The 24,685-nt window shown below is 70.7% G+C and carries 20 protein-coding genes; 13 read left to right on the forward strand and 7 right to left on the reverse strand.

From position 1 onward, the window contains the following. Positions 1-167: 167 nt before the first annotated feature. The 5 genes from ACWGPF_RS11500 to ACWGPF_RS11520 all read left to right on the forward strand — a co-directional run bounded on the left by ACWGPF_RS11500 (position 168) and on the right by ACWGPF_RS11520 (position 5,501). Positions 168-1,289, forward strand: coding sequence for a Gfo/Idh/MocA family protein (locus ACWGPF_RS11500; protein WP_452332955.1), 1,122 nt, complete (start codon positions 168-170; stop codon positions 1,287-1,289). A gap of 46 nt (positions 1,290-1,335) precedes the next feature. Next, positions 1,336-2,523 carry a Gfo/Idh/MocA family protein gene (locus ACWGPF_RS11505; protein WP_452332956.1) on the forward strand — a complete coding sequence of 396 codons (1,188 nt, stop codon included), beginning with the start codon at positions 1,336-1,338 and terminating at the stop codon, positions 2,521-2,523. After that, a complete protein-coding gene (locus ACWGPF_RS11510; protein WP_452332957.1) occupies positions 2,520-3,215 on the forward strand; it encodes a ThuA domain-containing protein in 696 nt (231 codons plus the stop codon). Before ACWGPF_RS11505 ends, ACWGPF_RS11510 begins: the two co-directional genes overlap by 4 nt. Next, positions 3,194-4,288, forward strand: coding sequence for a Gfo/Idh/MocA family protein (locus ACWGPF_RS11515; protein WP_452332958.1), 1,095 nt, complete (start codon positions 3,194-3,196; stop codon positions 4,286-4,288). The genes ACWGPF_RS11510 and ACWGPF_RS11515 overlap by 22 nt, the downstream gene beginning before the upstream one ends. A gap of 82 nt (positions 4,289-4,370) precedes the next feature. Continuing rightward, entirely contained in the window at positions 4,371-5,501 is a 1,131-nt protein-coding gene (locus ACWGPF_RS11520) for an AI-2E family transporter (RefSeq protein WP_452332959.1), read from the forward strand. 61 nt (positions 5,502-5,562) lie between these two features. Here the strand turns inward: ACWGPF_RS11520 and pgm are convergent, their stop codons facing one another. Next, the gene (gene pgm, locus ACWGPF_RS11525) at positions 5,563-7,206 is read right to left on the reverse strand and encodes a phosphoglucomutase (alpha-D-glucose-1,6-bisphosphate-dependent) (protein ID WP_452332960.1); all 1,644 of its coding nucleotides are present in this window, start codon (positions 7,204-7,206) and stop codon (positions 5,563-5,565) included. A 64-nt stretch (positions 7,207-7,270) separates the two neighbouring features. On the opposite strand from pgm, the gene pheA reads away from it, so the two are divergent. Then, positions 7,271-8,239 carry a prephenate dehydratase gene (pheA, locus tag ACWGPF_RS11530; RefSeq protein ID WP_452332961.1) on the forward strand — a complete coding sequence of 323 codons (969 nt, stop codon included), beginning with the start codon at positions 7,271-7,273 and terminating at the stop codon, positions 8,237-8,239. A gap of 40 nt (positions 8,240-8,279) precedes the next feature. Here the strand turns inward: pheA and ACWGPF_RS11535 are convergent, their stop codons facing one another. Then, positions 8,280-9,332 (reverse strand): LLM class flavin-dependent oxidoreductase, encoded by a 1,053-nt coding sequence (locus tag ACWGPF_RS11535; protein WP_452332962.1) that lies wholly within the window; start codon positions 9,330-9,332, stop codon positions 8,280-8,282. A 110-nt stretch (positions 9,333-9,442) separates the two neighbouring features. Here ACWGPF_RS11535 and ACWGPF_RS11540 point away from each other — a divergent pair, with 110 nt between their 5' ends. After that, positions 9,443-11,236 carry a cation:proton antiporter gene (locus tag ACWGPF_RS11540; RefSeq protein WP_452332963.1) on the forward strand — a complete coding sequence of 598 codons (1,794 nt, stop codon included), beginning with the start codon at positions 9,443-9,445 and terminating at the stop codon, positions 11,234-11,236. 143 nt (positions 11,237-11,379) lie between these two features. Here ACWGPF_RS11540 and ACWGPF_RS11545 read toward each other — a convergent pair whose 3' ends face one another. After that, complete coding sequence (locus ACWGPF_RS11545; RefSeq protein ID WP_452332964.1) at positions 11,380-11,655, reverse strand: helix-turn-helix domain-containing protein; 276 nt, start codon at positions 11,653-11,655, stop codon at positions 11,380-11,382. A 156-nt stretch (positions 11,656-11,811) separates the two neighbouring features. Between ACWGPF_RS11545 and ACWGPF_RS11550 the strand changes: the two genes are divergently transcribed. Both ACWGPF_RS11550 and ACWGPF_RS11555 read left to right on the forward strand, forming a co-directional pair. Next, a complete protein-coding gene (locus ACWGPF_RS11550; protein WP_452332965.1) occupies positions 11,812-13,959 on the forward strand; it encodes a site-specific DNA-methyltransferase in 2,148 nt (715 codons plus the stop codon). After that, the gene (locus tag ACWGPF_RS11555; RefSeq protein WP_452332966.1) at positions 13,956-16,562 is read left to right on the forward strand and encodes a DEAD/DEAH box helicase; all 2,607 of its coding nucleotides are present in this window, start codon (positions 13,956-13,958) and stop codon (positions 16,560-16,562) included. Before ACWGPF_RS11550 ends, ACWGPF_RS11555 begins: the two co-directional genes overlap by 4 nt. 132 nt (positions 16,563-16,694) lie before the next feature. Here the strand turns inward: ACWGPF_RS11555 and ACWGPF_RS11560 are convergent, their stop codons facing one another. Genes ACWGPF_RS11560 through ACWGPF_RS11570 form a run of 3 tightly spaced genes read right to left on the reverse strand, consistent with a single transcriptional unit; the run spans position 16,695 to position 17,841 of the window. Further along, entirely contained in the window at positions 16,695-16,940 is a 246-nt protein-coding gene (locus ACWGPF_RS11560) for a helix-turn-helix domain-containing protein (RefSeq protein WP_452332967.1), read from the reverse strand. Next, a complete protein-coding gene (locus ACWGPF_RS11565) occupies positions 16,937-17,710 on the reverse strand; it encodes a hypothetical protein (RefSeq protein ID WP_452332968.1) in 774 nt (257 codons plus the stop codon). Before ACWGPF_RS11565 ends, ACWGPF_RS11560 begins: the two co-directional genes overlap by 4 nt. Further along, positions 17,710-17,841, reverse strand: a complete 132-nt coding sequence (locus ACWGPF_RS11570; RefSeq protein ID WP_452332969.1) for a hypothetical protein — start codon at positions 17,839-17,841, stop codon at positions 17,710-17,712. The genes ACWGPF_RS11565 and ACWGPF_RS11570 overlap by 1 nt, the downstream gene beginning before the upstream one ends. Positions 17,842-18,570: 729 nt before the next feature. Between ACWGPF_RS11570 and ACWGPF_RS11575 the strand changes: the two genes are divergently transcribed. The 4 genes from ACWGPF_RS11575 to ACWGPF_RS11590 all read left to right on the forward strand — a co-directional run bounded on the left by ACWGPF_RS11575 (position 18,571) and on the right by ACWGPF_RS11590 (position 23,180). After that, positions 18,571-21,096: an ATP-dependent Clp protease ATP-binding subunit gene (locus ACWGPF_RS11575; protein ID WP_452332970.1), complete on the forward strand. Its 2,526-nt coding sequence runs from the start codon at positions 18,571-18,573 to the stop codon at positions 21,094-21,096. A 97-nt stretch (positions 21,097-21,193) separates the two neighbouring features. After that, positions 21,194-21,697, forward strand: a complete 504-nt coding sequence (locus ACWGPF_RS11580; RefSeq protein ID WP_345438783.1) for an amino-acid N-acetyltransferase — start codon at positions 21,194-21,196, stop codon at positions 21,695-21,697. A 10-nt stretch (positions 21,698-21,707) separates the two neighbouring features. Continuing rightward, on the forward strand, positions 21,708-22,379 hold the full coding sequence (locus ACWGPF_RS11585) for a hypothetical protein (RefSeq protein WP_452332971.1): 672 nt from the start codon (positions 21,708-21,710) through the stop codon (positions 22,377-22,379). A 387-nt stretch (positions 22,380-22,766) separates the two neighbouring features. Next, entirely contained in the window at positions 22,767-23,180 is a 414-nt protein-coding gene (locus ACWGPF_RS11590) for a dehydrogenase (RefSeq protein WP_452332972.1), read from the forward strand. Between the two features lie 31 nt (positions 23,181-23,211). On the opposite strand, the gene radA is transcribed toward ACWGPF_RS11590, so the two are convergent. After that, positions 23,212-24,540, reverse strand: coding sequence for a DNA repair protein RadA (gene radA / locus ACWGPF_RS11595; protein WP_452332973.1), 1,329 nt, complete (start codon positions 24,538-24,540; stop codon positions 23,212-23,214). Positions 24,541-24,685: the final 145 nt, after the last annotated feature.

Raw genomic sequence — 24,685 nt, forward strand, 5'->3', positions numbered from 1 at the left:
CGGATATCCGTTGGACGAAAGCACACCCGAAAGCTCGCAATCCGGTGGCTGCTCGGCACGCAGATGGCCGTTCGCCACACCCGCGCCGCGCACGCCCGCGCCGCGCACACCCGCGTCGCGCACGCCCGCGTCGCGCGCGCCCGGGCAGCCATGAAGAAGGGACCGCAGTGAAGACACCGCGCATCGGGATCGTCGGAGTGCACGGGTACGGGGCGCAGCATGTGCGTCGCGTCGCCGCGCTGCAGGAGCGGGGGCGGGTCGTGCTCGCCGCGACGGCGGATCCCGCCGCTCCCGAACCCGGCTCGCTGCCGGCCGGCGCCGTCCACCACGCCGACGCGGACGCGATGATCGCGGCGGGCGACCTCGACGTCGTCATCGTCGCGACGCCCATCCACACGCACGCCGTGATCGCCGGGGCCGCCGTCGACGCGGGCTGCGACGTCCTGCTCGAGAAGCCCCCCACGGCGACCCTCGAGGAGTTCCGCGACCTCCTGTCGCGCGCCGACGCCCGCGGAGCGCTCGTGCAGGTCGGGTTCCAGAGCCTGGGCTCCGACGCGGTCCCCGCCGTCCGCGCGCTCATCGCGGAGGGCGCGGTGGGCGAGGTGCGGCGCTACGGCGCGACGGGCATCTGGGTGCGGACCGACCGCTACTTCACGCGGTCGCCGTGGGCGGGCAGGCGGCGGATGGCCGGTCGCGTCGTCGCGGACGGCGCGCTGACGAACCCCCTCGCCCACGCCACCGCCACGGCGCTCGCGGTCGCCGGGCGCCAGAGCGAGGACGACGTCGCGGGCCTCGAGCTCGAGCTGCTGCACGCCAACGACATCGAGGCCGACGACACCTCGGTCGCGCGGTTCGCCCTGCGCGACGCGCCCTCGCTCACGACGGCGGTGACCCTGTGCGGAGCCGTGCGCGAGGAGCCGTACGTCGAGGTCGTGGGCACGAGCGGCCGCCTCCGGCTCTACTACACGCTCGACCTCGTCCAGGTCGAGCGCGACGACGCGCCCTTCACGCGGCTCCACGGCCGCCGGCCCCTGCTCGAGAACCTGCTCGACGCTCGCGCGACCGGGGCGCCCCTGCTGTCCCCCCTCGCCGCGAGCGGTGCCTTCATGCGCCTCGTCGACGGCGTGATGGCCGCACCGGACCCCCGCCCGATCGATGCCGCGCACTGGAGCGACGTGGACGACGAGGAGGGCCGGCACCGCGTCGTCAGGGGAGTCGAAGACGCGATCAGGGGTGCCCTGCGTGCGGAGTCGACGTTCACCGGAATCGGCGCGCCCTTTATTTGTTGATGCTCCCGCGTTATGGCACGATGACACGGGAGCAAAGGAGCACACCATGACGACCTCGTCCGCACCGCTGCGCGTCGCCCTCGTCGGCCACGCCTTCATGGGCCGCGCCCACGCGCACGCCTGGCGCACGGCGCCGCGGTTCTTCGACCTGCCCCGCGACCCCGAGCTGGCGGTGGTCGTGGGCCGCGACCCCGCCCGCGCCGCCGCCGCGGCGCACGAGCTCGGCGCCGCGGAGTCGTCGGCGGACTGGCGCGAGGTGATCGCGCGCGACGACATCGACATCGTCGACGTGTGCGCGCCCGGCGACGTCCACGCCGAGGTGGCGATCGCCGCGCTCGCCGCGGGCAAGCACGTGCTGTGCGAGAAGCCGCTCGCGCGGACGGTCGCCGAGGCCGAGCGGATGGCCGAGGCGGCCCGCACGGCGCCCGCCGGCACGCGCGCCATGTGCGGGTTCAGCTACCGGCGCACTCCCGCTCTCGCCTACGCCAGGCAGCTCATCGCAGACGGCCGCCTGGGCGCCATCCGCCATGTGCGCGCGCAGTACCTGCAGGACTGGCTGACGGACCCCGAGGCACCGCTCACCTGGCGCCTCGACAAGGACGTCGCGGGCTCCGGCACGCTCGGCGACATCGGCGCGCACAGCATCGACACGGCGCAGTGGCTCCTCGGCGACGACATCGCCGCCGTCTCGGCGCAGCTGCGCACCTTCGTCGCGGATCGGCCCATCCTGTCGGAGCAGCGCGGCCTCGGCGGCAGGGCCGCCGCCGACGCAGAGCGCGGCCCCGTGACGGTCGACGACGCCGTGGCCTTCACGGCCTCGTTCGCGGGCGGCGCGCTGGGCGTCTTCGAGGCGACGCGCTTCGCCCTCGGACGCCGCAACGCCAACCGCATCGAGATCAACGGCGGCCGCGGCTCGATCGCGTTCGACTTCGAGCGGATGAACGAGCTCGAGTTCTACGACGCGTCCGACGAGGACGGCGCACAAGGCTTCCGGCGCATCCAGGTGACCGAGCCCGTCCATCCCTACGCGGCCCACTGGTGGCCCACGGGTCACGGGCTCGGCTACGAGCACCTCTTCACCCACCAGGTGGCCGACCTCGTCGCGGCCATCGCCTCGGGCGTCGATCCGTCGCCGACCTTCGAGGAGGCGCTGCGTGTGCAGCGCGTGCTCGATGCCGTCGAGCGCAGCGCCGGCGCCTCGTCCATCCTCACCCCCGTGAACGGAGCAGCATGAGCAGGGCCCTCGTCGTCCGCGGCGGATGGGACGGCCACCGTCCCGTCGAAGCGACCGACCTCTTCCTCCCCTTCCTCGAGGCGAACGGCTTCGACGTGCGCGTCGAGGAGTCGACGGACGTCTACGCCGACGCGGACGAGATGGCCGCGACCGACCTCATCCTGCAGAGCGTGACGATGTCGACGATCGAGCGCGACGAGCTGCAGGGGCTCATCGCGGCCGTTCGCGCCGGCACCGGGTTCGCGGGATGGCACGGCGGCATCGCCGACTCGTTCCGCAACTCCTCCGACTACCTGCAGCTCGTCGGAGGGCAGTTCGCGACCCACCCGGGCAAGGAGCCGTCGCTCGCCGTCGGCGACGCGAGCGACAACTACCTGCCGTACACGGTGGAGATCACCGAGCTCGGCCGCGCGCACGAGATCACGGCGGGCATCGACGACTTCGCGCTCGAGACCGAGCAGTACTGGGTGCTGCACGACGACCTCATCGACGTGCTCGCCACGACGACGCACCCCGTGCGACCGTGGCACCCGTGGCACCGGCCGATCACCTCGCCCGTCGTCTGGACCCGGCTGTGGGGAGAGGGGCGCGTGTTCGTCGCGACCCCCGGGCACAGTCCGGAGGTGCTGCAGGACGAGAACGTCCGCACGATCGTAGAGAGGGGGCTGCTGTGGGCCAGCCGCACGGCGTAGGCATCGTCGGGCTCGGGAACATCTCGCGCCAGTACCTCGAGGCTCTCGAGGGCCACCCCGGTATCCGCATCGTCGCCGTCGCCGACCTGTCGGCGGAGCGCGCGGCCGAGGTCGCCGCGCAGACCGGTGCGGTCGCGGTCGGCGTCGACGAGCTCGTCGCGCATCCGGGCGTGGAGACGGTCCTCAACCTCACCATCCCCGCCGTGCACGCCGAGATCGCGCATGCCGCGATCTCGGCCGGGAAGGCCGTCTACGGCGAGAAGCCCCTCGCACTCGAGGTCGCGGAGGGCGAGGCCATGGTCGCGGCGGCGCGCGCCGCGGGCGTCGCGATCGGCTCCGCCCCCGACACCGTGCTGGGCACGGGCATCCAGACCGCCCGGCGTGCGATCGACGACGGCCGCATCGGCCGTCCCCTCGCCGCATCGGCGACCATGATCACCCCGGGGCACGAACGGTGGCATCCGAACCCCGACTTCTACTACCAGCCGGGCGGCGGCCCCATGCTCGACATGGGCCCGTACTACGTCTCGGCCCTCGTGACGCTGCTCGGTCCCGTCGTGGCGGTGAGCGGGGCGGCGTCCCGCATCCGCGACACGCGCGTCATCGGCTCGGGCCCGCGCGCGGGCGAGACCATCCCCGTCGCCGTCGACACGCACGTCACGGGCATCCTCGAGCACGAGGGCGGCGCGATCTCGACGATCGTGACCAGCTTCGACGGCACGGCCACGACGGCGTCGCCCCTCGAGGTGCACGGCACGGAGGGAACGCTCCTCGTGCCCGACCCGAACCGGTTCGACGGCGATGTCGTGCTGCATCGCACGGGGGAGACGGCCGAGACGCTCGCGGTGTCGGCGGGCTACGCCGACGGCGCGCGCGGCGTCGGGCTCGTCGACTTCGTCGCGACGCCCGCCGACGTCGAGGCGAGGGCGGGCGGCGCGATGGCGCTGCACGTGCTCGACATCATGACGGGCGTGCTCCGCGCCGCGGAGACGGGCGCCCGCGTCGCGCTGACGACGACCACGGAGCGGCCGGCGGCCGTGCCCCTCACGGCACGGAGCGACTGGCACAGCTGATCCACGGCGTCAACCTTCGCGGATGGCCCCGGTCGGTCGGGCAGGATGGGTGGGACTGATCCGACGACCGGGGGAGACGCGCATGTTCGGACGACGCAGGGTCGAGATGATCGTGCGGGAGGCGCCGCCGTCGAAGGCGCGCGCCCTGTGGACGGACGGACTCGGGACGCTCGCGACCCGGTCCATCCAGATCATCGCGGTGGTCGTGCTCGCGGCGGGGCTCGTGTTCGCCTACCAGTCGCTCACGGTCGTCGTCATCCCCGTGCTGCTCGCGCTCATCATCGCGTGCGCCTTCGAGCCCGTCATGCGATGGCTGCGGGCGCACCTCAACGCCACACTCGGCACGGTGCTGCTCCTCCTCGGCATCGTCGTCGTGCTCGGCGGCGTCGGATGGGCCATGGTGTGGGCCGTGCGCAGCCAGTGGGACGAGCTGTACGAGAGCGCGCAGGAGGGCTTCCAGCAGGTGCTGGCGTGGGTGAACACCCTGCCCTTCGCCCCCGACCAGGAGCAGATCGACGAGTGGGTCGCCGCCCTCACCGACTTCCTCACGAGCGCGCAGTTCGGCTCCGGCGCCGTCGCGGGCGTCAGCTGGGTCGCGAACTTCGTGACGGGCCTCGTGCTCATGGTCGTCGTGCTGTTCTTCTTCCTCAAGGACGGCCCGCAGCTGTGGGCGTTCCTCACGCGCCCCTTCGAGGGCGAGTGGTACGGGCGGGTCCGCCGCGCCGGCACGAAGACGGTCGAGACGTTCGGCTCCTACATTCGAGGGACAGCAGCCGTCGCGGCGGTCGACGCGATCGGCATCGGGATCGGGCTCGTCATCCTCGGGGTGCCGCTGTGGTTCCCGCTCACGCTTCTCGTCTTCCTGCTCGCCTTCATCCCCATCGTCGGCGCGACGGTCGCAGGCATCCTCGCGGCGCTCGTCGCGCTCGTCGCGAACGGACCGGTCAACGCCATCATCGTCGTGGGCGTCGTCGTGCTCGTGAATCAGCTGGAGGGCAACCTGCTGCAGCCCGTCCTGATGGGGCGCGCGCTCAAGCTGCACTCGCTCGTCATCCTCATCGCCCTGACCATCGGCACCGTGCTGGGCGGCATCCTCGGCGCCATCCTGGCCGCACCGTTCGCCGCCGTCGTCTGGGGCATCGTGCAGGTGTGGGACGGCCCGCACACGCCTGCCCGCTGGGCGCGCCGGAATAACCGCGCGATCGAGGCGTGAGACGGATCGTGAGAGGGCCCCGGACGATCGTCCGGGGCCCTCTCGCGATCTCGCGGCCGCGTCAGCCGCCGAGGGCCGCCGTGACGACGGCGCGCGCCTCCTCCTGCACCCGGCGGAGGTGCTCCTCGCCCTTGAGCGACTCGGCGTACAGCTTGTAGACGTCCTCCGTGCCGGACGGGCGCGCCGCGAACCACGCGTGCTCGGTCTGCACCTTGAGCCCGCCGATCGCGGCGCCGTTGCCCGGCGCGTGCGACAGCTTCGCCGTGATGGCCTCGCCGGCGAGCTCGGACGCGGTGACGTCGTCGGGCGAGAGCGCCTTGAGCGCGGCCTTCTGCTCCGGCGTCGCGGCGGCGTCGACGCGCTGGTAGGCCGACGAGCCGTATTCGGCCTCGAGCTCGGCGTACCGCTGCGAGGGCGTCTTGCCCGTGACGGCGAGGATCTCCGCAGCGAGCAGGCACAGCAGGATGCCGTCCTTGTCGGTCGTCCAGACCGAGCCGTCGCGGCGCAGGAACGACGCACCGGCCGACTCCTCGCCGCCGAACGCGACGGTCCCGTCGAGGAGACCGGGCACGAACCACTTGAAGCCGACGGGGACCTCCAGCAGCGTTCGGCCGAGCGCCGCCGTGACCTTGTCGATCATCATCGACGACACGAGGGTCTTGCCGACGGCGGCGTCCGCCGACCATCCCGGCCGGTGCGAGAAGAGGTAGTCGATCGCGACGGCGAGGTAGTGGTTCGGGTTCATGAGCCCCGCATCCGGCGTGACGATGCCGTGGCGGTCGGCGTCGGCGTCGTTGCCCGTGAGGATGTCGTACTCGGCGCGCTTCGCGACGAGCGAGGCCATGGCCGATGGCGACGACGGGTCCATGCGGATCTTCTCGTCCCAGTCGAGCGTCATGAAGCGCCACGTCGGATCGACGTCGGGGTTGACGACCGTGAGGTCGAGGCCGTGCACCTCGGCGATGAGGGCCCAGTACTCGACCGACGCGCCTCCCAGGGGATCGGCGCCGATGCGCACACCCGCCTCGCGGATGGCGTCGACGTCGATGATCGTCGAGAGGTCGCGCACGTAGGCGTCGCGGAAGTCGTGCTGGCCGAGCGCGTCGAGGTCGATGTCGGCGTGCTTCACGCGCTTGACGCCCTCGAGGCCGCCCGCGATGAGCTCATTGGCGCGATCGGCGATCCAGCCGGTGGCGTCGGTGTCGGCCGGCCCGCCGTGCGGCGGGTTGTACTTGAAGCCGCCGTCGGCGGGCGGGTTGTGGCTCGGCGTCACGACGATGCCGTCGGCGCGGCCGGGATCGGACTCGTCGCGTCCGCGGTTGTACGCGAGGATGGCGTGGCTGAGCGCGGGGGTCGGCACCCAGGCGTCGCGCGAGTCGACGCGGACGTCGACGCCGTTGGCGACGAGCACCTCGATGGCGCTGCGCTCGGCGGGGAGCGACAGGCCGTGCGTGTCGCGGCCGAGGAAGAGGGGGCCCGCGATGCCCTGAGCGGTGCGGTAGTCGACGATGGCCTGCGTCGTCGCGAGGATGTGGTGCTCGTTGAAGCTCGTCGACAGGCTGGAGCCGCGATGGCCGCTCGTGCCGAAGGCGACCTGCTGAGCCGGAACGGCCGGATCGGGCACGCGGTCGTAGTAGGCGTTGATCAGCTCGTCGACGTCGATGAGGTCGGAGGCTTCTGCGGGGAGACCGGCTCGGCTCGTCATGTGCCCAGTCTGCCTGCTTGCGGCGCATCGTGCACGGTCGACGCCACGGTCTAGGCTGAAGCGCATGTCGACGGATGCCCCGGAACGCCGCACGTACAGCTATCTGGGGCCGGCCGGCACCTTCACGGAGGCCGCGCTCGCGCAGGTTCCCGAGGCGCGCGGCCAGATCTGGAAGGCCGTGAGCAACGTCGGGCAGGCGCTCGACGACGTCGTGACGGGACGCAGCGACGCCGCCATGATCGCGATCGAGAACTCCGTCGAAGGAGGGGTGTCGAGCGCGCAGGACGCGCTGTCGACCATCCCGGGGCTCCGGATCGTGGGGGAGTACCTCGTGCCGGTGCGGTTCTCGCTCGTGGCCCCGCGCGGCAAGACCCTCGCCGACGTGGTCGCCCGCGACCTCGTCGCGGTCGCGGGCCATCCCGTCGCGTACGCGCAGTGCCTCACGTGGCTCGGGGAGACCATCCCGCACCACGAGCACGTCGTGGCGTCGAGCAATGTCGCGAGCGCCCTCGGGATGCTCGACGGCTCGCTGCCCGCACAGGTCGCGATCGTCGCGCCGGGGGTGGCGGAGCACTACGACGTCGAGGTGCTCGCCGAGAACATCGGCGACAACCAGAACGCCGTCACGCGCTTCGTGCTCGTGACGGGAACCGTCGCGCCCGCCGCGCCCACCGGCGCCGACAAGACCTCCCTCGTCGCGGAGCTCCCGAAGGACGAGCCCGGAGCGCTCCTCGAGCTGCTCGAGCAGTTCTCCACCCGCGGGATCAACCTCAGCCTGCTCGAGTCGCGGCCCATCGGCGACGCGCTCGGACGGTACCGGTTCGTCATCGACGCCGACGGCCATGTGTTCGACGAGCGCGTCGCCGATGCGCTCATGGGCGTGCGGCGATTCAGCCCCAACGTCGTCTTCCTCGGCTCGTACCCGCGCGCCGACCGGCAGGTCGTGCACTACCCGCACCGCTACGGGGACGAGGCGTTCGTCGAGGCGCGCGACTGGCTACGCGCGCTCGTCGCCGGCGAGCCGGGGGCGTAGGAACCGGCACCGCACGGCGCAGCGCGAGCCCGACCGCCGTTCAGCGCAGGGCGGCGGCGAGCAGCTCGATCGTCTCCAGGCGGCCGGGCGCCGCGTCGAGCGGGTCGGCGTCGTAGCTCCCTGCGGCGGGCGAGATCATGACCTCGTCCACGCCGTGCGTCGCGGCGAAGGCGCGCAGGTCGTCGGCGACGCCGTCGGGCGTGCCGACGAACCAGCGGGCGCGCCCCTGCTGCACGAGCGAGTCCTCGAGCGGATCGGAGGGATTCGCGAGCACCTCGTCGACCGTCTCGATGGGACGCATCGGCTTGTTGGTGCGCAGCCGCGCGAACTGTCGCAGCTGGGGCAGGGCGCGGCGCTCGGCCTCGTCCTGCGTCGGCGCGACGACGACGTTCGCGGTGATGAACGACCGCGGGGCATCCAGCCAGGCGCTGGGCTGGAACTGCGCCCGGTAGAGCGACATGGCGCGCTCGAGTCCCTCGCCCGCGAAGTGGTTCGCGAAGACGTAGGGGAGGCCCATGCTCGCCGCGAGCTGGGCGGAGTAGTCGCTCGACCCGAGCAGCCACACGTCGGGGGTGCTCGTCGCCGCGGGCGTGGCGTGCACGCCGTACTCGCCGCCCGAGGTGAAGCGCACGGTGGCGCCGTCGGGGCTCATGATCGACAGGATGTCGGCGACGTTGTCGGGGAAGCGCTCGGCCTCGCTCGTCGTGCCGCTGCGGCGCAGCAGCTGCGTGATGACGGGGTCGCTGCCGGGCGCGCGGCCGAGGCCGAGATCGATGCGCCCGGGTGCGAGCGCCTCGAGCGCGGCGAACTGCTCGGCGACGACGAGCGGGGAGTGGTTCGGCAGCATGACGCCGCCCGAGCCGACGCGGATGCGCTGCGTGCGCGCCGCGGCCGCCGCGATGAGCACGGGCGGCGACGTCGACGCGACGGCCGGCATGTTGTGGTGCTCGGCGAACCAGTACCGCCGGTAGCCCAGCTCGTCGGCGCGCCGCGCGAGCGCGAGCGAGGCGGTCATCGCCTGCGCGCTCGACTGGCGCGTGCGCACCGAGACGAGATCGAGGACGGAGAGGGCGGGTGCGGGTGCGGCAGACATCCCCCCGTGCAACCCCGTGCGCGGGCGGGCTATTCCGAGACGGACGGCTCGGCCATCCGGCGGGGTGCTGGCTCGGCCATCCGCGGGGGCGCCCCGATAGCCTGGCGGGCATGGGCGTCGAGGTGTTCGTGGTTCTCGTCTGTTCCGTCGCGGTCGCGGCCTTCGCGCGATGGCGCGGGTGGCCGGCGCCGCTCGTCGTGACGGGCGTCGCGCTCGCCGCGTCGCTGCTGCCGTTCGTCCCCGCGATCGAGCTCGACGGGCATCTGCTGCTGAACCTCACGCTGCCGCCCCTGCTGTACTCCGCGTCGCTCGAGGTGTCGTTCGTGAGCTTCAAGCGGTCGCTCCCGCACATCCGCCGGCTCGGGATCGGCCTCGTGGCGGTCACCGCCGCCGCCGTCGGCTGCGTGGCGTTCTGGATCATGCCGGAGCTGACCATCGCGGGCGCCCTGCTCCTCGGCGCCATCGTCGGCCCGCCAGATGCCGTGTCGGCGGCGGCGGTCGCCCGCAAGCTCGGGCTGCCGCGACGCGTCATGACCGTGATGTCGGGCGAGAGCCTCATCAACGACGCCACGTCGCTCACCCTCGTGCGCGTCTTCGCGGCCATCGTCGCGGGCGCGACCGTCACCGTCTGGGACGGCATCGTCGAGTTCGTGCTCGCCGTCGTCGTGGGCGTCGCGGTGGGACTCGTGTTCGGCATCGTGCTGCACCAGCTGCGCCTGCGGATCAGTGATCCCGTCGTGACCGGGACCTTCGGCCTGCTCGTGCCGTTCGGGGCCTACGCCATCGCCGAGCAGCTGCACGGGTCGGGCGTTCTCGCCGTCGTCGCGATGGGGCTCTACGTCGGGTTCCACGCTCCGAAGACGAGCTACGCGACGCGCCAGCAGGACGGCCCGCTGTGGTCGTCGATGGACTTCCTGCTGGAGAGCTTCGTGTTCGCGTACATCGGCCTGCAGCTGCCCGACGTGCTGAGCGAGCTCGGCGACGTGTCGGGCACGCGGACGCTGCTCCTCGCGCTGGCGGTGTTCGCCGTCGTCCTGCTCGTGCGGCCCGTGTTCGTCTACGCGAGCTACGCGTGGGGACAGCTGTGGCAGCGCGGCCGGATCATGCGGTGGAAGCATGCCGCCGAGGAGTACCGCAGCAACCCCGACAGCCCCCGTGCCCGCGCGGTGCGCAGACGCAGGGAGAAGCTCGAGCGGAAGGGCCGCGCGATCGACGAGCGGGCCATCCGGCAGCGGATCATCGAGCCGCCCATGACGGTGCGCGAGCGCGCCGTCGTGTCGTGGGCGGGTATGCGCGGGGTGGTGACGCTCGCGATGGCGGCCGCCCTGCCCGACCTCACCGAGCGGTCGATGTCGACCGGCAACGTCGAGGTGATCGTGGTGTGCGCCTTCGTCGTGACGGTCGGGACGCTGCTGCTGCAGGGGCTCACGCTCGCGCCGCTCATCCGGGTGCTGGGCGTGAACGCCGACGCCGAGCACGCGTCGGACGAGCGCCAGCTCGAGGCCGTGCGCCGGCGCACGGCGGAGGCGGGACGCGAGTACCTCCGCGGCAAGCAGGAGGAGTGGACGGAGCTCTACGGGGAGGAGTCGATCGCGAAGTTCAACAGGATCGCACGGTCGCTGCTGCGGGTCGAGAAGGACGCCGACAAGGCCGAGCGCGAGCTCGACGACGCGCCCGCCGCCCGTGAGCGCCCGTCGTACGAGAGCATGCGCGACCTGTCGAAGGGATGGCTCGAGGTGCGCAGGCGGGTGCTCCTCGAGGAGCGCGACAAGGGGGCGCTCAACGAGGAGGTCATGCGCGAGCTCATCACCGCGATGGACGCCGAGGAGCTCGCGCTCGACGCGCGCGGCGCGCTGCGGCCCCCGACCGCTCCGGTGCGCGACGCCGGACCGACGCGGGGCTGACGCCGTTTCGCGATCCTGAGCCCGGACACACCGCAGGAGATCCGCCCCGGTCTCGGGGCCAGAGCGCGGCGATCACGCGGCTGGTCGCAGCCGGCTGGCGGCGATCTCCTGCGGTGTGTACACCCGGTTCCCGTCGGGCGGGCTCAGCCCGCCTTGCGCCGCTTGTCCGACGATGGCGTCGCGAACATCTCCGGAGTGAGCCCGTCGACGAGCTCTCCCGGCTCGACGCCGAGCGCCGTCGCGATGCGCACGAGCGACTGCACGTTCATCATCGACCGCCCGCTCTCGTAGCTGCGGATGTTCGACGAGTCGATATCGCTGCGCACGGCGAGCTGGTCCTGCGTCATCGTCTGACGGGTGCGGATGGCCGCGATCCTCTGGCCGACGTATGCGGCGGCTGGGGACGGGACGCGGGGCACTCGATCAAGCGTCGTCGGCACCGGTCTCGTGCACCAGGGTGATAAATACCGGGTACGAGTACCTTATGCTCGCGATGTGATGTGTGCACGACGACGGGTTGGCGGGGATCTGGCGAGCGCTTCTCGCTCGGGCGACGGTGTGCTGAGGGGGCAGCAGTGGCGCGCATCCACGATCTGATCAAGCAGTTGCGCGCCGCGCACCCCGAACTCGGCGCCGAGATCGCTCGAGAGGTCGAAGCCCTGTCGCAGCGGCGCGCGTTCGGGCTGAACTTCGAACGCCACACGCCGGAGGCGGTCGAGCTTCCTGGTCGACGCCTGCGGGTGGGAGACACCGTCAGGGTGCTTCCGCCACGCGGAGAGACGTCGAAGGCCGCAGACGAGCGTCTGTGGAGGGTGATCTCGTTCGATGGCACGGCAGAGCGCCGCACTGCGCGTCTCGAAGCTCCGTCACCGACCGGCGATCCAGAGAGGAACGCCGCCCTTGTGGCCGACCTCGTCGTGGTCACCGAGTTCCGCGAGCCCATCTACCCCGGGCTGGAATCGACAGGAAAGGTCGAGCGCGGCGGAGACAAGCCATTCCACGCGGTCATCAATGCCGAGAACTATCACGCGCTCCAGGCGCTGCTCTTCACGCATCGCGCTTCCGTCGACGCCATCTACATCGACCCGCCGTACAACACGGGCGCGCGTGACTGGAAGTACAACAACGACTACGTCGAGGGCGATGACATGTACCGCCACTCGAAGTGGCTCGCGTTCATGGAACGCCGGCTCCTGCTCGCGAAGGAACTGCTCGACCCCGAGGACTCCGTCCTCATCGTCACGATCGACGAGAAGGAGTACCTGCGGTTGGGCCTGTTGCTCGAGCAGGTGTTCCCGGAGGCACGGATCCAGATGGTGAGCACCGTCATCAAGCCGGGTGGAGTGGCCCGGAGCGGGGCGTTCGCGCGTTCCGACGAGTTCCTCTACTTCGTCATGCTGGGTGATGTCGGCCCTGTCCCCTTGGCGCTCTCGTCCGAGTGGGCGGGGACCGTGTCGGGACGGTCCAGCAGAGGATCCGTCCACTGGAACCAGCTCTACAGACGGGGTGCGGATGGTGTCCGGGCAAACAGTCCCGGTTGCTACTACCCGATCTACATCGAGCGGACGGCTTCGGGGGCGCGGGTGACGTCGGTCGGTGACGCGCTGGTGGGCGATGAGCCCCGTCCCGAGCCGACGGCGGATGAGATCGCTGTCTGGCCGCCGGAGCGTCCGAACGGCGCGGAGGGGCGCTGGTCGACGACGCCGACGCGGTTGCGCGAACTCGTCGCACGCGGATTCGTGAAGTGCGGGCGCTTCAAGGGAAGTGCCACGCCGGTCTACTTCCTGTCGAAGGGAGAGCGCGAGAAGGTCGATTCCGGCGAGTACGGATATCGAGGCCTGGACGAGAACGGCGTCGCCATCCTCGACGACTCCGGTGCGTCGGCCCGGTTCATTCCGACGACACAGTGGAACATCCCCGCCCATGATGCATCTCGTAACGGAAGCAACCTCAACGCGAGCCTTCTCGGGCGGCGGCACTTTCCCTACCCGAAATCGTTGTTCGCCGTAGAGGACGCCCTCAGGTTCTTCCTGTCCTCGAAGAAGGAATCTCTCGTGCTCGACTTCTTCGCGGGCTCCGGCACGACCGCGCACGCGGTCATGCGCCTCAACAAGCAGGACGGCGGGCGCCGTCGCTCGATCAGCATCACGAACAACGAGGTGAGCGCGGAGGAGCAGGTGAGTCTTCGTCGCGAAGGCCTGCGCCCCGGCGACGCGGACTGGGAGAAGTGGGGCATCTGCGACTACATCACGAAGCCCAGGGTGAAGGCCGCGATCACCGGCAAGACGCCCGACGGCGAGCCGATCAAGGGCGACTACAAGTTCACCGACGAGTTCCCGATGTCGGACGGATTCGACGAGAACGTCGAGTTCTTCACCCTCACGTACGAGACGCCGATGCGCGTGCAGTTGAACCGGGAGTTCGCACGGATCTCACCGCTGCTGTGGCTGCGAGCCGGGTCTCGGGGTCGTCGCATCGAAGACCTGTCCGACGGGTGGGGCGTCGCCGATTCCTACGGCGTGCTCGTCGACCTCGACAAGTCGGACGTCTTCGTTCACGCGATGGCCGCGAACCCCGAAGCGCGGCTCGCGTTCATCGTGACCGACGAAGATCGCTTCTTCGAGGCGATCGCTCATGCCCTGCCGGAGGCAGTGGAGACCGTGCGCCTCTACGACTCGTATCTGCGCACCTTCGAGATCGACGCGATGCGAGGGGCCCGATGAGATTCACGCTCAAGGACTACCAGCACGACGCGGTCGTGCAGACGCTCGACAACCTCCGTCGCGCGCGCACGCTGTACCACCGGGACGGGATGGAGACGTCGTTCGCCCTGACCGCGACAACCGGGGCGGGCAAGACCGTCATGGCGGCCGCAGCCATCGAAGCGCTCTTCTATGGCGACACCGAATTCGATTTCGACGCCGACCCCGGCGCGGTCGTCATCTGGTTCTCGGATGACCCCAATCTCAACGAGCAGACGAAGCGGCGCCTCGTGCAGGCCTCCGAGAAGCTCGGCTACGACCGCCTGGTCACGGTGAGGCCGCCGTTCTCACTCCCGACGCTCGAGAGTCAGCACGTCTACTTCCTCAACACACAGAGGCTGTCGAAGACGTCGCTCCTGACGCGAGGCGCCGAGCGCACTCGGGAAGCCGAGGAGGCTGGCGGTGCGCTTGTCCCGCCGCCCGACGATCTGACATGGAACATCTGGGAGACGCTCGCCAGCACCATCGACGACGAGGCGCTCACCGTCTACCTCGTCCTCGACGAAGCACACCGAGGATTCACCACCCGGGTCTCGCGTGACAAGTCGACGATCGTCCGTCGACTCATCAGCGGGGAGATGACCGGCTACGCCATGCCCGTCGTCTGGGGCATCTCGGCGACCGTCGATCGCTTCACGGACGCGATGAAGGAGGCGGCCGTGGGTGACGGTCGGACGGCGCTTCCGCCCGTCACGGTCGACCCCGTCCGAGTACAGCAGTCGGGTCTCATCAAAGACACCATCGCCCTCGACATTCCAGCCGAAACCGGGAACCTGGAGACAGCGCTCACGACCCGTGCTGCACGCAAGCTGAAGGACGCGTCGCGACGGTGGGGAAGATACCTGGCTGAACAGAAGCGCCTGCCGGGAGAGACCTCGACCGAGAAGGTCGTGCCCCTCATGGTTCTCCAGATCCCGAATACCGAAGACCCCGATGCGGTCGGGCTCTGGCTGGACACGATCCAGGCGGAACTCGGTGACATCACGTCCGTGAACGTCCGACATGTTCTCGGTGAGCATCGGCTCCATTCCTTCGGCGCGTGGGACGTCGAGTGGATCGAGCCGCAGCGGGTGCAGGATGAGACGGACGTGCGCATCCTCATCGCCAAGGACGGCATCTCCACGGGGTGGGACTGCCCGCGTGCAGAGGTGCTCGTGTCGTTCCGACCGGCGAGGGATCACACGCACATCACCCAGCTGCTCGGCCGCATGGTGCGCACTCCACTCGCACGGCGCATCCCCGGCGAGGATCGGCTCAACGCGGTGGACTGCATTCTTCCGCACTTCGACCGCACCACTGCGGGCGATGTCGCGAAGTATCTGACCGGCCTCACCGACGCGATGCCCTCGACAGGGCAGAAGGTGCTGCTCGACGGTCGCGACCTCGTCCCCAACGCGCAGATCCCCGACGAAGTGTGGGAGTGCTGGGACCGGCTGCCGACGATGGCGATCCCTCGCCGCGGCGCTCGCCCCGTCACGCAGCTCGTGAGTCTCGCGCAGGCGCTCGCAGCCGACGGCCTGCGGCCCCGGGCAGTCGCCTCGGTGAAACGGCAGCTGCACAACACGCTCGAATCGCTCGCGTCGCGCTACGACGGGCAGCTGCGCACCGCTGAGATCGAGGTGCGCACGGTCAGGGGAATGACGATCGCCGGTCGTTTCGGCACCAAGAAGCTCTCCTACACCGACTTCACGGAGCACGCGGACGAGCGCGCGATCCGCGTCGCGTTCGAGGCAGCGAAGCGCGCATTCGGCGCCGATATCGCTCAGTCGTACATCGACTTCCTCGCCGACCCCGACGTCGACGATAGCGATGAGGCGCTTCGGGACGCGTACATCAAGGCGGCAGCATTGGCGACGGTGCCGAGCGTGCGGGAGAAGATCGACGACGCGGCGAAGGAGATCGTCACCGAGTGGTTCGACGAGCACCGCGTGATGATCCGCGGACTGGCGGACGAGCGGCGCGAATCGTACGAGGAGATCCGCGCGCAGGCGGTCGAGCCGCAGCTGACGCAGCTCACCCGGCCGAAGTCCCGCATGGAGGACTTCGCCGAGTCGGCGGATGGACGGACGCGTCCTGCGGAGACGCTCGACAAGCACCTGATGTCGGACGCGGACGGCCGCTTTCCGCTCACGAGCTTGAACGGGTGGGAGCGGACCGTCGCGCGTACCGAGGCGGCCCGCCCGGACTGCGTCGGCTGGTATCGGAACCCGTCGGTCACGCGGCCCGACGCGCTCGGTATCGCCTACCGGGATCTCGCCGGCAACTGGCGGACGCTGCATCCCGACTTCCTGGTCTTCACGCGTGTGAACGGCGAGATCCGCCCGTCGATCGTGGATCCGCACGGCACGCATCTCGATGACTCGATCATCAAGCTCCAGGGACTGGCGAGGTTCGCGGAGCGTCACGGCGACGCGTTCCACCGCATCGATTCGCTGGGCACCGCCGCATCGTCGGGAGATCTCAGGGTGCTCGACATGCTCGACCCGGCCGTTCGCGAGGCGGTGCTCGAAGCGACGGGAAACGCGAACGACCTGTTCGGTGCCGTCGGGGGGAAGTACGCATGACTGCGATGAGGTTCACGACGCCGCAGCAGGAAGCGATCGACGACGAGAGCGCCCCGGCGTCACCGATCCGGTCGATCGCGTCGGCAGTCGACAGGACGTCGAATGTGCGGCGGTCCCCTTCGACCGTGCCGATCAGCGTGCCGACGGGCCATCCGCCCGGACGAGGAGCTCTCCGATCTCGCAGTCGAGCGCGCGGCAGATCGCGACGAGCGTCGAGAAGCGGATGGCCTTCGCCCGGTCGTTCTTGAGGATCGACAGGTTCACGATGCTGACGCCCACGAGCTCGCTGAGCCGGGTCAGCGTCATGCCGCGCGCGACGAGCAGCTCGTCGAGCCGGCAGTGGACGCCGGTCCACTCGTCGTCGGCCGGCGGGCTCACACGAGCCCCTCGGTGTCGCGCTGCAGACGGGCGGTCTCATCCCGCAGCAGCGCGTTCTCGCCCTGCAATCGTGCGCCATGCCGGAACACCGCAGCCAGCGCGAGCATCACGAGCGCCACCGCCAGCGGAAGCAGATCCGACTGGATGCGGAACACCGGCGGATACGCGGCATCATCCGGGTCGAGCACCGCGCGCAGCGTGAGCGTCTCGCTGACGGCCGTGAGGGCATCCGCCCCGAAGCCGGCGATCACGACGACCGCAGCGCCGACGGTGAGCGCGTGTGTTGTCGCAATGTGGAACGGGCGCCCGCCGAGCGCGTGGAAGGCGACGACCGCGACCGCGCAGAACGGAGCGACCAGCGCGAGCGTCGAGAGCATCTGGCTGCCCGCCAGTCCCCAGCGCATCGCCGTGGTGGGCGCCTCGATCGTCACGCGCGCCTGATCCGTGTCGACGCACGTCAGCATCGGCGTGCTCGCGGGAGTCGCGAAAGCTGCGCCGCAGGACGTTCCCGCTTGCGGGGTCGCTCCGATGGCGGTCGTCGAGAACTCGATCCACGCGTTTGTGAACGTGCTGAACAGGTTCACGCCGAGGCTGAGCAGCGACACCACGACGAACCACGCCGTGAGCGTGAGAACCACGTCGAGAGCGATCGAGCGACTTCCCCGCCGCTTCGCGTTCCAGGCGAGCATGGCCGTGATCACCGCCCCGATGCCGAGAGCGAGGGCGGCGTTCCCGAGGGCGGACATGAGGTCGACTCCAGCGGCGTTCATCACACGAGCCCTTCCGTGTCGCGCTGCAGCCGCGCGGCGATCGTCAGTGCGGCACCGAGCAGAAAGAGGATGGCCGGAGTCGCGAGCGAATCCGGGCGATCGCCGTCGGTCAGCGGTGAGTTCTGATCCATGAGGCCCCCTCGATCGATGTTTGCGAAAAACGATAACAACGATATTCGTTACGTCAAGAGGATGTTCATGGTCGGGCGCGGGCATCTCGACTCGCTCGCTCGACGACCGGGGCCGGCGGTGGCGCGGGGTGAGTGGCGGTGGCGCGGGGCTTTTGCGGTGCCGAAGGTGCACGGCGGTGCGCGTTCTGCACGCGGGTGCGTGTCGCACACGCACTGGTGTGCAGGGCGTGCAGCGCGGTGCGAAAGTCGCACCGGAAACGCGGGGCCGGCGTGCGGCGGTCCGGTGCGCGCCGGCGGCCATCCGCTTCCTGTGGGACGGTCGTGCCCTCGTCGCACCGGATGCGGACTGGCTCGGTGCCGATGGTGCACGGCGGTGCGCGTTCTGCACGGCGGTGCATGTGGCACACGCACGGGCGTGCAGGGCGTGCACTGCGGTGCGGAAGTCGCACCGGCAGCGCTCAACCCCACCGGCGGCGCTCGACGGCACCGGCAGCGCTCAACCGCACCGACGGCGCTCGCCCGCACCCGGGCGCGAACCCGCACGCAGCCCGCGCCGCTCCGCGCCCGCGCCGCTCCGCGCCCGCGCCGCCCCGCGCCCGCCCGCCCACGCCTCGACTATGCCCACGGCGAACACGGCGCCGGGCGCATCGGCGGCTCGTTACGGTGGAACCACGGCGCGCCGCAGTCCATCGTCGACGCGTCCCTTGGCCCACGGCCCAGAGGAGTGACATGTTCGAGAGATTCACCGACCGCGCCCGTCGGGTCGTCGTCCTCGCCCAAGAAGAGGCGAAGATGCTCAACCACAACTACATCGGCACGGAGCACATCCTGCTCGGCCTCATCCACGAGGGCGAGGGCGTCGCCGCGAAGGCGCTCGAGTCCCTCGGAATCTCGCTCGACGCCGTGCGCGAGCAGGTGCAGGACATCATCGGCCAGGGGCAGCAGCAGCCCACGGGGCACATCCCCTTCACGCCGCGTGCGAAGAAGGTGCTGGAGCTGTCGCTGCGCGAGGCGCTGCAGCTCGGCCACAACTACATCGGCACGGAGCACATCCTCCTCGGGCTGATCCGCGAGGGCGAGGGCGTCGCCGCCCAGGTGCTCGTGAAGCTCGGCGCCGACCTCAACAAGGTGCGCCAGCAGGTCATCCAGCTGCTCTCGGGCTACCAGGGCAAGGAGCCCGTGGGTGTCGCCCCCAGCGGCCAGGAGTCGCAGCAGGCGGCGCAGGGCGGCTCGCAGGTGCTCGACCAGTTCGGCCGCAACCTCACGCAGGCCGCGCGCGAGAACAAGCTCGACCCCGTCATCGGCCGCGAGAAGGAGGCCGAGCGGGTCATGCAGATCCTCTCGCGCCGCTCGAAGAACAACCCCGTCCTCATCGGCGAGCCCGGCGTCGGCAAGACCGCCGTCGTCGAGGGCCTCGCCCAGGCGATCGTCAAGGGCGACGTGCCCGAGACGCTCAAGGACAAGCAGCTGTACTCGCTCGACCTCGGCTCGCTCATCGCCGGCTCGCGCTACCGCGGAGACTTCGAGGAGCGCCTCAAGAAGGTCACCAAGGAGATCCGCACGCGCGGCGACATCATCGTCTTCATCGACGAGATCCACACCCTCGTGGGTGCGGGTGCCGCGGAGGGCGCGATCGACGCCGCCTCGATCCTGAAGCCGCTCCTCGCCCGCGGCGAGCTGCAGACGATCGGCGCGACGACGCTCGACGAGTACCGCAAGCACTTCGAGAAGGACGCCGCCCTCGAGCGCCGCTTCCAGCCCGTGCAGGTGCAGGAGCCCTCGCTCCCGCACGCCATCAACATCCTCAAGGGTCTGCGCGACCGCTACGAGGCGCACCACAAGGTGCAGATCACGGATGGCGCGATCGTCGCGGCCGCGAACCTCGCCGATCGCTACATCAGCGACCGCTTCCTCCCCGACAAGGCCATCGACCTGATCGACGAGGCCGGCGCCCGCCTGCGCCTGTCGATCCTGTCGTCGCCGCCGGAGCTGCGCGAGTTCGACGAGAAGATCGCCAAGGTCCGCGAGGCCAAGGAGATCGCCTCCGAGGAGCAGGACTTCGAGAAGGCCGCGTCGCTGCGCGACGAGGAGAAGGCGCTCCTGGGCGAGCGCCTGCGCCTCGAGAAGCAGTGGCGCTCGGGCGACATCGCGTCGCACGCCGTCGTCGACGAGGGCCTGATCGCCGAGGTCCTCGCGCAGGCCACCGGCATCCCCGTGTTCAAGCTCACGGAGGAGGAGACGAGCCGCCTCGTCTTCATGGAGAAGGCGCTGCACGAGCGCGTCATCGGCCAGGAGGAGGCGATCGCCGCGCTGTCGAAGACCATCCGCCGTCAGCGCGCCGGCCTCAAGGACCCGAAGCGCCCCTCGGGCTCGTTCATCTTCGCCGGCCCCACGGGCGTGGGCAAGACCGAGCTCGCGAAGGCCCTCGCGGAGTTCCTCTTCGACGACGAGGGCGCGCTGATCTCCCTCGACATGTCGGAGTTCGGCGAGAAGCACACCGTCTCGCGCCTGTTCGGAGCCCCTCCCGGCTTCGTCGGCTTCGAGGAGGGCGGCCAGCTCACCGAGAAGGTGCGCCGCAAGCCGTTCTCGGTCGTGCTCTTCGACGAGATCGAGAAGGCGCACCCCGACATCTTCAACTCGCTCCTCCAGATCCTGGAGGAGGGACGTCTGACGGATGGCCAGGGCCGCGTCGTCGACTTCAAGAACACGGTCATCATCATGACGACGAACCTCGGCTCGTCTGCCATCGCGGGCGGCCCCGTCGGCTTCCAGGTCGAGGGCAACCAGCAGACGACGTACGAGCGCATGAAGGGCAAGGTCGACGAGGAGCTGAAGCGGCACTTCAAGCCCGAGTTCCTCAACCGCGTGGACGACATCATCGTCTTCCCGCAGCTGTCGAAGACCGAGCTCATCCAGATCGTCGACCTGTTCACGAAGCGCCTCGCCGAGCGGCTGCTCGACCGCGACATCACGATCGAGCTGTCGGACGCGGCGAAGGAGCGCCTCATCGAGGTCGGGTTCGACCCCGCCCTCGGCGCCCGCCCGCTGCGCCGCGCCATGCAGCGCGAGGTCGAGGACCGGCTGTCGGAGCTGCTGCTCAACGGCCAGCTCGACTCGGGCCACCACGTGAAGGTCGACTTCGCGGACGGCGCGTTCCGGTTCGACAGCGCACCGCGCGGCGAGCGCGTGTCGGTGGGCGTCAACTCGGGCGGCGACATCTCCGCGACGCCCGACCTCGCGGCGCTCGGCGACTGACCGGACGAGCGGAAGGGCGGGGGCTTCGGCCCCCGCCCTTCCGTGTGCCGCGGCTGCGCTCAGGAGAGGCCGAGGCGTCCGCGCCTATGGTGGGGGGATGACCGACTACACGGTGCGCCCGGCCCGCGCGGCCGACATGGAGCAGGTCCATCGGATGCTCCAGCCGCTCGTGATGCGACGCATCCTGCTCGGCAAGGACCTCGTCGTGCTGTACGAGGCGACGCAGGAGTTCCTCGTCGCCGTCGACGATTCCGGCCGGGTCATCGGCTGCGGCGCCCTGCACGTCATGTGGGAGGACCTCGGCGAGGTGCGCACCCTGCTCGTGGCCGACGAATGGCTGCATCGCGGCGTCGGCCGCGCGATCGTGGAGGCGCTCGAGGGCAAGGCGCGCGAGCTCGGGCTCACCCGCCTGTTCTGCCTCACGTTCGAGGTCGACTTCTTCACCCGCCGCGGGTTCTCGCCCATCGGCGAGCAGGTCGTGTCGCCCGACGTCTACTCGCAGCTCGTCCGCAGCCCCGACGAGGGCGTGGCGGAGTTCCTCGACCTCGCCCATGTGAAGCCGAACACCCTCGGCAACACCCGGATGCTCAAGCACCTCTGAGGGAGAGCCCGTGAGCACGCCGAAGCGCCGTCGCCCGTCGCCCGCCGTCTACCGCCGTCGGCGCCTCGCCGTGCTGCTGCTCGCGCTCGTCGTGATCGGCGGCATCGTGTGGCTCGTCGTCGCCCAGCCGTGGTCAGCGCTGTTCGCCGGTGACGGCGACGCGGAGCCGACCTCGACTCCCGAGCCGACGCCCACCGCCACCATGACGACGTCCGAGCCGACGCCGTCCGTCACTCCCGAGCCGACGGCGAGCGAGACCGCGGCCCCCGCGGCCGAGGCGTGCGATCCCGCCGTGCTCGAGGTGACGGCCGTGACCGACAAGACCGAGTACGCCGCGGGCGAGCTGCCGCAGTTCTCCATCTCGCTCGCGAACACGGGAGACGTCGACTGCGTGCTCAACGTCGGCACCACGACCCAGCGGTTCGTCGTGACGAGCGGCGCCGACACGTGGTGGCAGTCGACGGACTGCCAGAGCGAGCCGAGCGACATGGAGGTCACCCTCGCGGCCGGGCAGACGGTGCAGAGTGCAGAGCCCGTCGTCTGGGACCGCACGCGGTCGAGCACCGAGACCTGCGACAGCGAGGAGCGTCCGGCGGCCGCCGGCGGCGGCGCGACCTACAACCTCGCGGTGTCGATCGGCGGGGTGGACGCGGCGGAGCCGGCGACCTTCCTGCTGTACTGACGGCACGAAGATGCCCCCGGCAGCGCTGGGGACACCGCCGGGGGCCGGAGCCGGCCTCGCTGGGGACTCAGCCGGATGGTGCTTGGATGACATCTTCAAGCTGAGATTCAAGCTAGCCGAACAGGCCCGGTATGTCGCCCTCGCGGCGATATCCGCACGGCCGTCATGCCGCATGTTTCCGTGCTGTCCTCCGAACGGGGGACAGACGGGATCCCGGTCGTTCGACTACTGTCGAAGTACCTCCGGAGCTCGTGACGGCTGTCCCCAGCGGCCTGTCGAAAACGGTGTCCCCAGCACCTCGACCATCTCGCTCCGGAGAGCGTCGGCCCCTCGTGGCTCCGGTCATCCGGAGCGCGGGGGGCCTCTTCCGGGACGTAGGCTGGTCGGATGGCCAGCTCGAAGCGCAGGAAGTCCGTCGCCGCCGACCCGTCGGCGTTCCGGTCGGAGGCACTCGCGCGTGCGCTCGAGAAACAGGACATGGCGGCGGTCGCGCTCGCCCTCCGCAACGGCAACACCGTCGTCCCCCTGCTCGCGCCCGGCCCGCGCGACAACCCGCTCGACGGGGGAGAGGTGTGGACCTACCGCGACGCCGCGACCGGCGACGTGGCGCTCCTGCTCTTCAGCGACGCGCGCCACAAGCCCGAGAACCTGCCGCCCCAGGTCGGGGTGTACTCGCCCGCCTGGCTCCGCACGTTCCTCACGCAGCACCGCGACGCCATCACGACCGTGTTCCTCGACATCGCGGGTCCTCACCCCATGCAGGCCGCGCCCGCCGACCTGCTCGCCGTGCTCGACGCCTGACGCGTCGCCCTCTCGCGTCAGGCGGTGCGCGTCAGGCGGTGTGCCGCGCGCGGATCTCCTCCAGCGCGGCCTTGAGGCTGCCCGCGCCGTCGTCGACCACGCTGCGGTAGCCGAGGCGCCCGGCCTCGGCGCGCCGCTGCGCCCCCTGCGTGACGGGCCGCACCTCGCCCGCGAGGCTGAGCTCTCCCACGGCCGCGACCGACCGAGCGACGGCGTGCCCGCGCACGAAGCCCGCCACGGCGATCGCGATCGCGAGGTCGGCCGCCGGCTCGGTGAACCGCACACCGCCGACCGTCGACACGTACACGTCGAGCTGGCTCGTCTTGACGCCCGCGCGCATCTCGAGGACGGCGAGCACCATCGCCACGCGCGACGGATCGAGCCCGTTCACCACCCGGCGCGGGTTCGCCGCCGTCGTCGGCACCGCGAGCGCCTGGACCTCCACGGGCAGCGCGCGGCGCCCCTCGAGCGCGATCGCGATGCAGGTGCCGGGTTCGGGCGTCCCGTGGGAGAGGAAGAGCGCGCTGGGATCGGGCACCTCGACGATGCCGTCGCCCGCCATCTCGAAGCATCCCACCTCGTCGGCGGCACCGAAGCGGTTCTTGAGCGCGCGGATGAAGCGGAGGCTCGTCTGCCGGTCGCCCTCGAAATGGCAGACGACGTCGACGAGGTGCTCGAGCAGCCGGGGACCGGCGACCTGACCGTCCTTCGTGACATGACCCACGAGGATGACGGGGAGGTCGCGCTCCTTCGCGACCCGGATGAGGGTGGAGGCGACCTCGCGCACCTGGCCCGGCATCCCCGCCGCGCCGTCGTTGAGCGACGACGACACGGTCTGCACGGAGTCGACGACGACGAGCGAGGGCTTCACGGCGTCGACGTGGCCGAGGATCTTCGCGAGGTCGGTCTCGCTCGCGAGGAAGAGCTCGTCGTGGAGGGCACCCGTCCGCTCTGCGCGCAACCGCACCTGCCCCGGCGACTCCTCGGCGCTCACGTACAGCACGCGCCTGCCCTCGCGGGCGGAGCGCGCGGCGACCTCGAGGAGCAGCGTGGACTTGCCGACACCGGGCTCGCCCGAGAGCAGGATGGCCGCGCCCGGCACGATCCCGCCTCCCAGCACGCGGTCGAACTCGCCCACGCCGCTCGCACGGCGCGGCGTCTCCGACGTGTCGATGCTCGTGATCGGGCGTGCGGACGATGTCGGGATCATGGGGGCGACGCGGCGGGCGGCATCGGGCGCCGCCGCCTCGACGACCGTGTTCCACTGCTGGCACTCGCCGCACCGCCCGACCCACTTGGGCGAGGTCCACCCGCACTCCGAGCAGACGAAGGCGGGGGCGGGGGCGCGCTTGGTGGCCATCCCCCCAGCGTAGGCAGGGCCGCCGACATCGCGCGCCGGGCGCGAGCCGGTCATCCTGCCATGCGGGCGCGCGATCGTGTCGCACTTTACGATCCATGACCGTTTCGGGGCGGGCCACCCGCACGCTGTGGTGGACTTGATCCCA

The organism is Microbacterium sp. NPDC055683 (genome assembly GCF_053617895.1).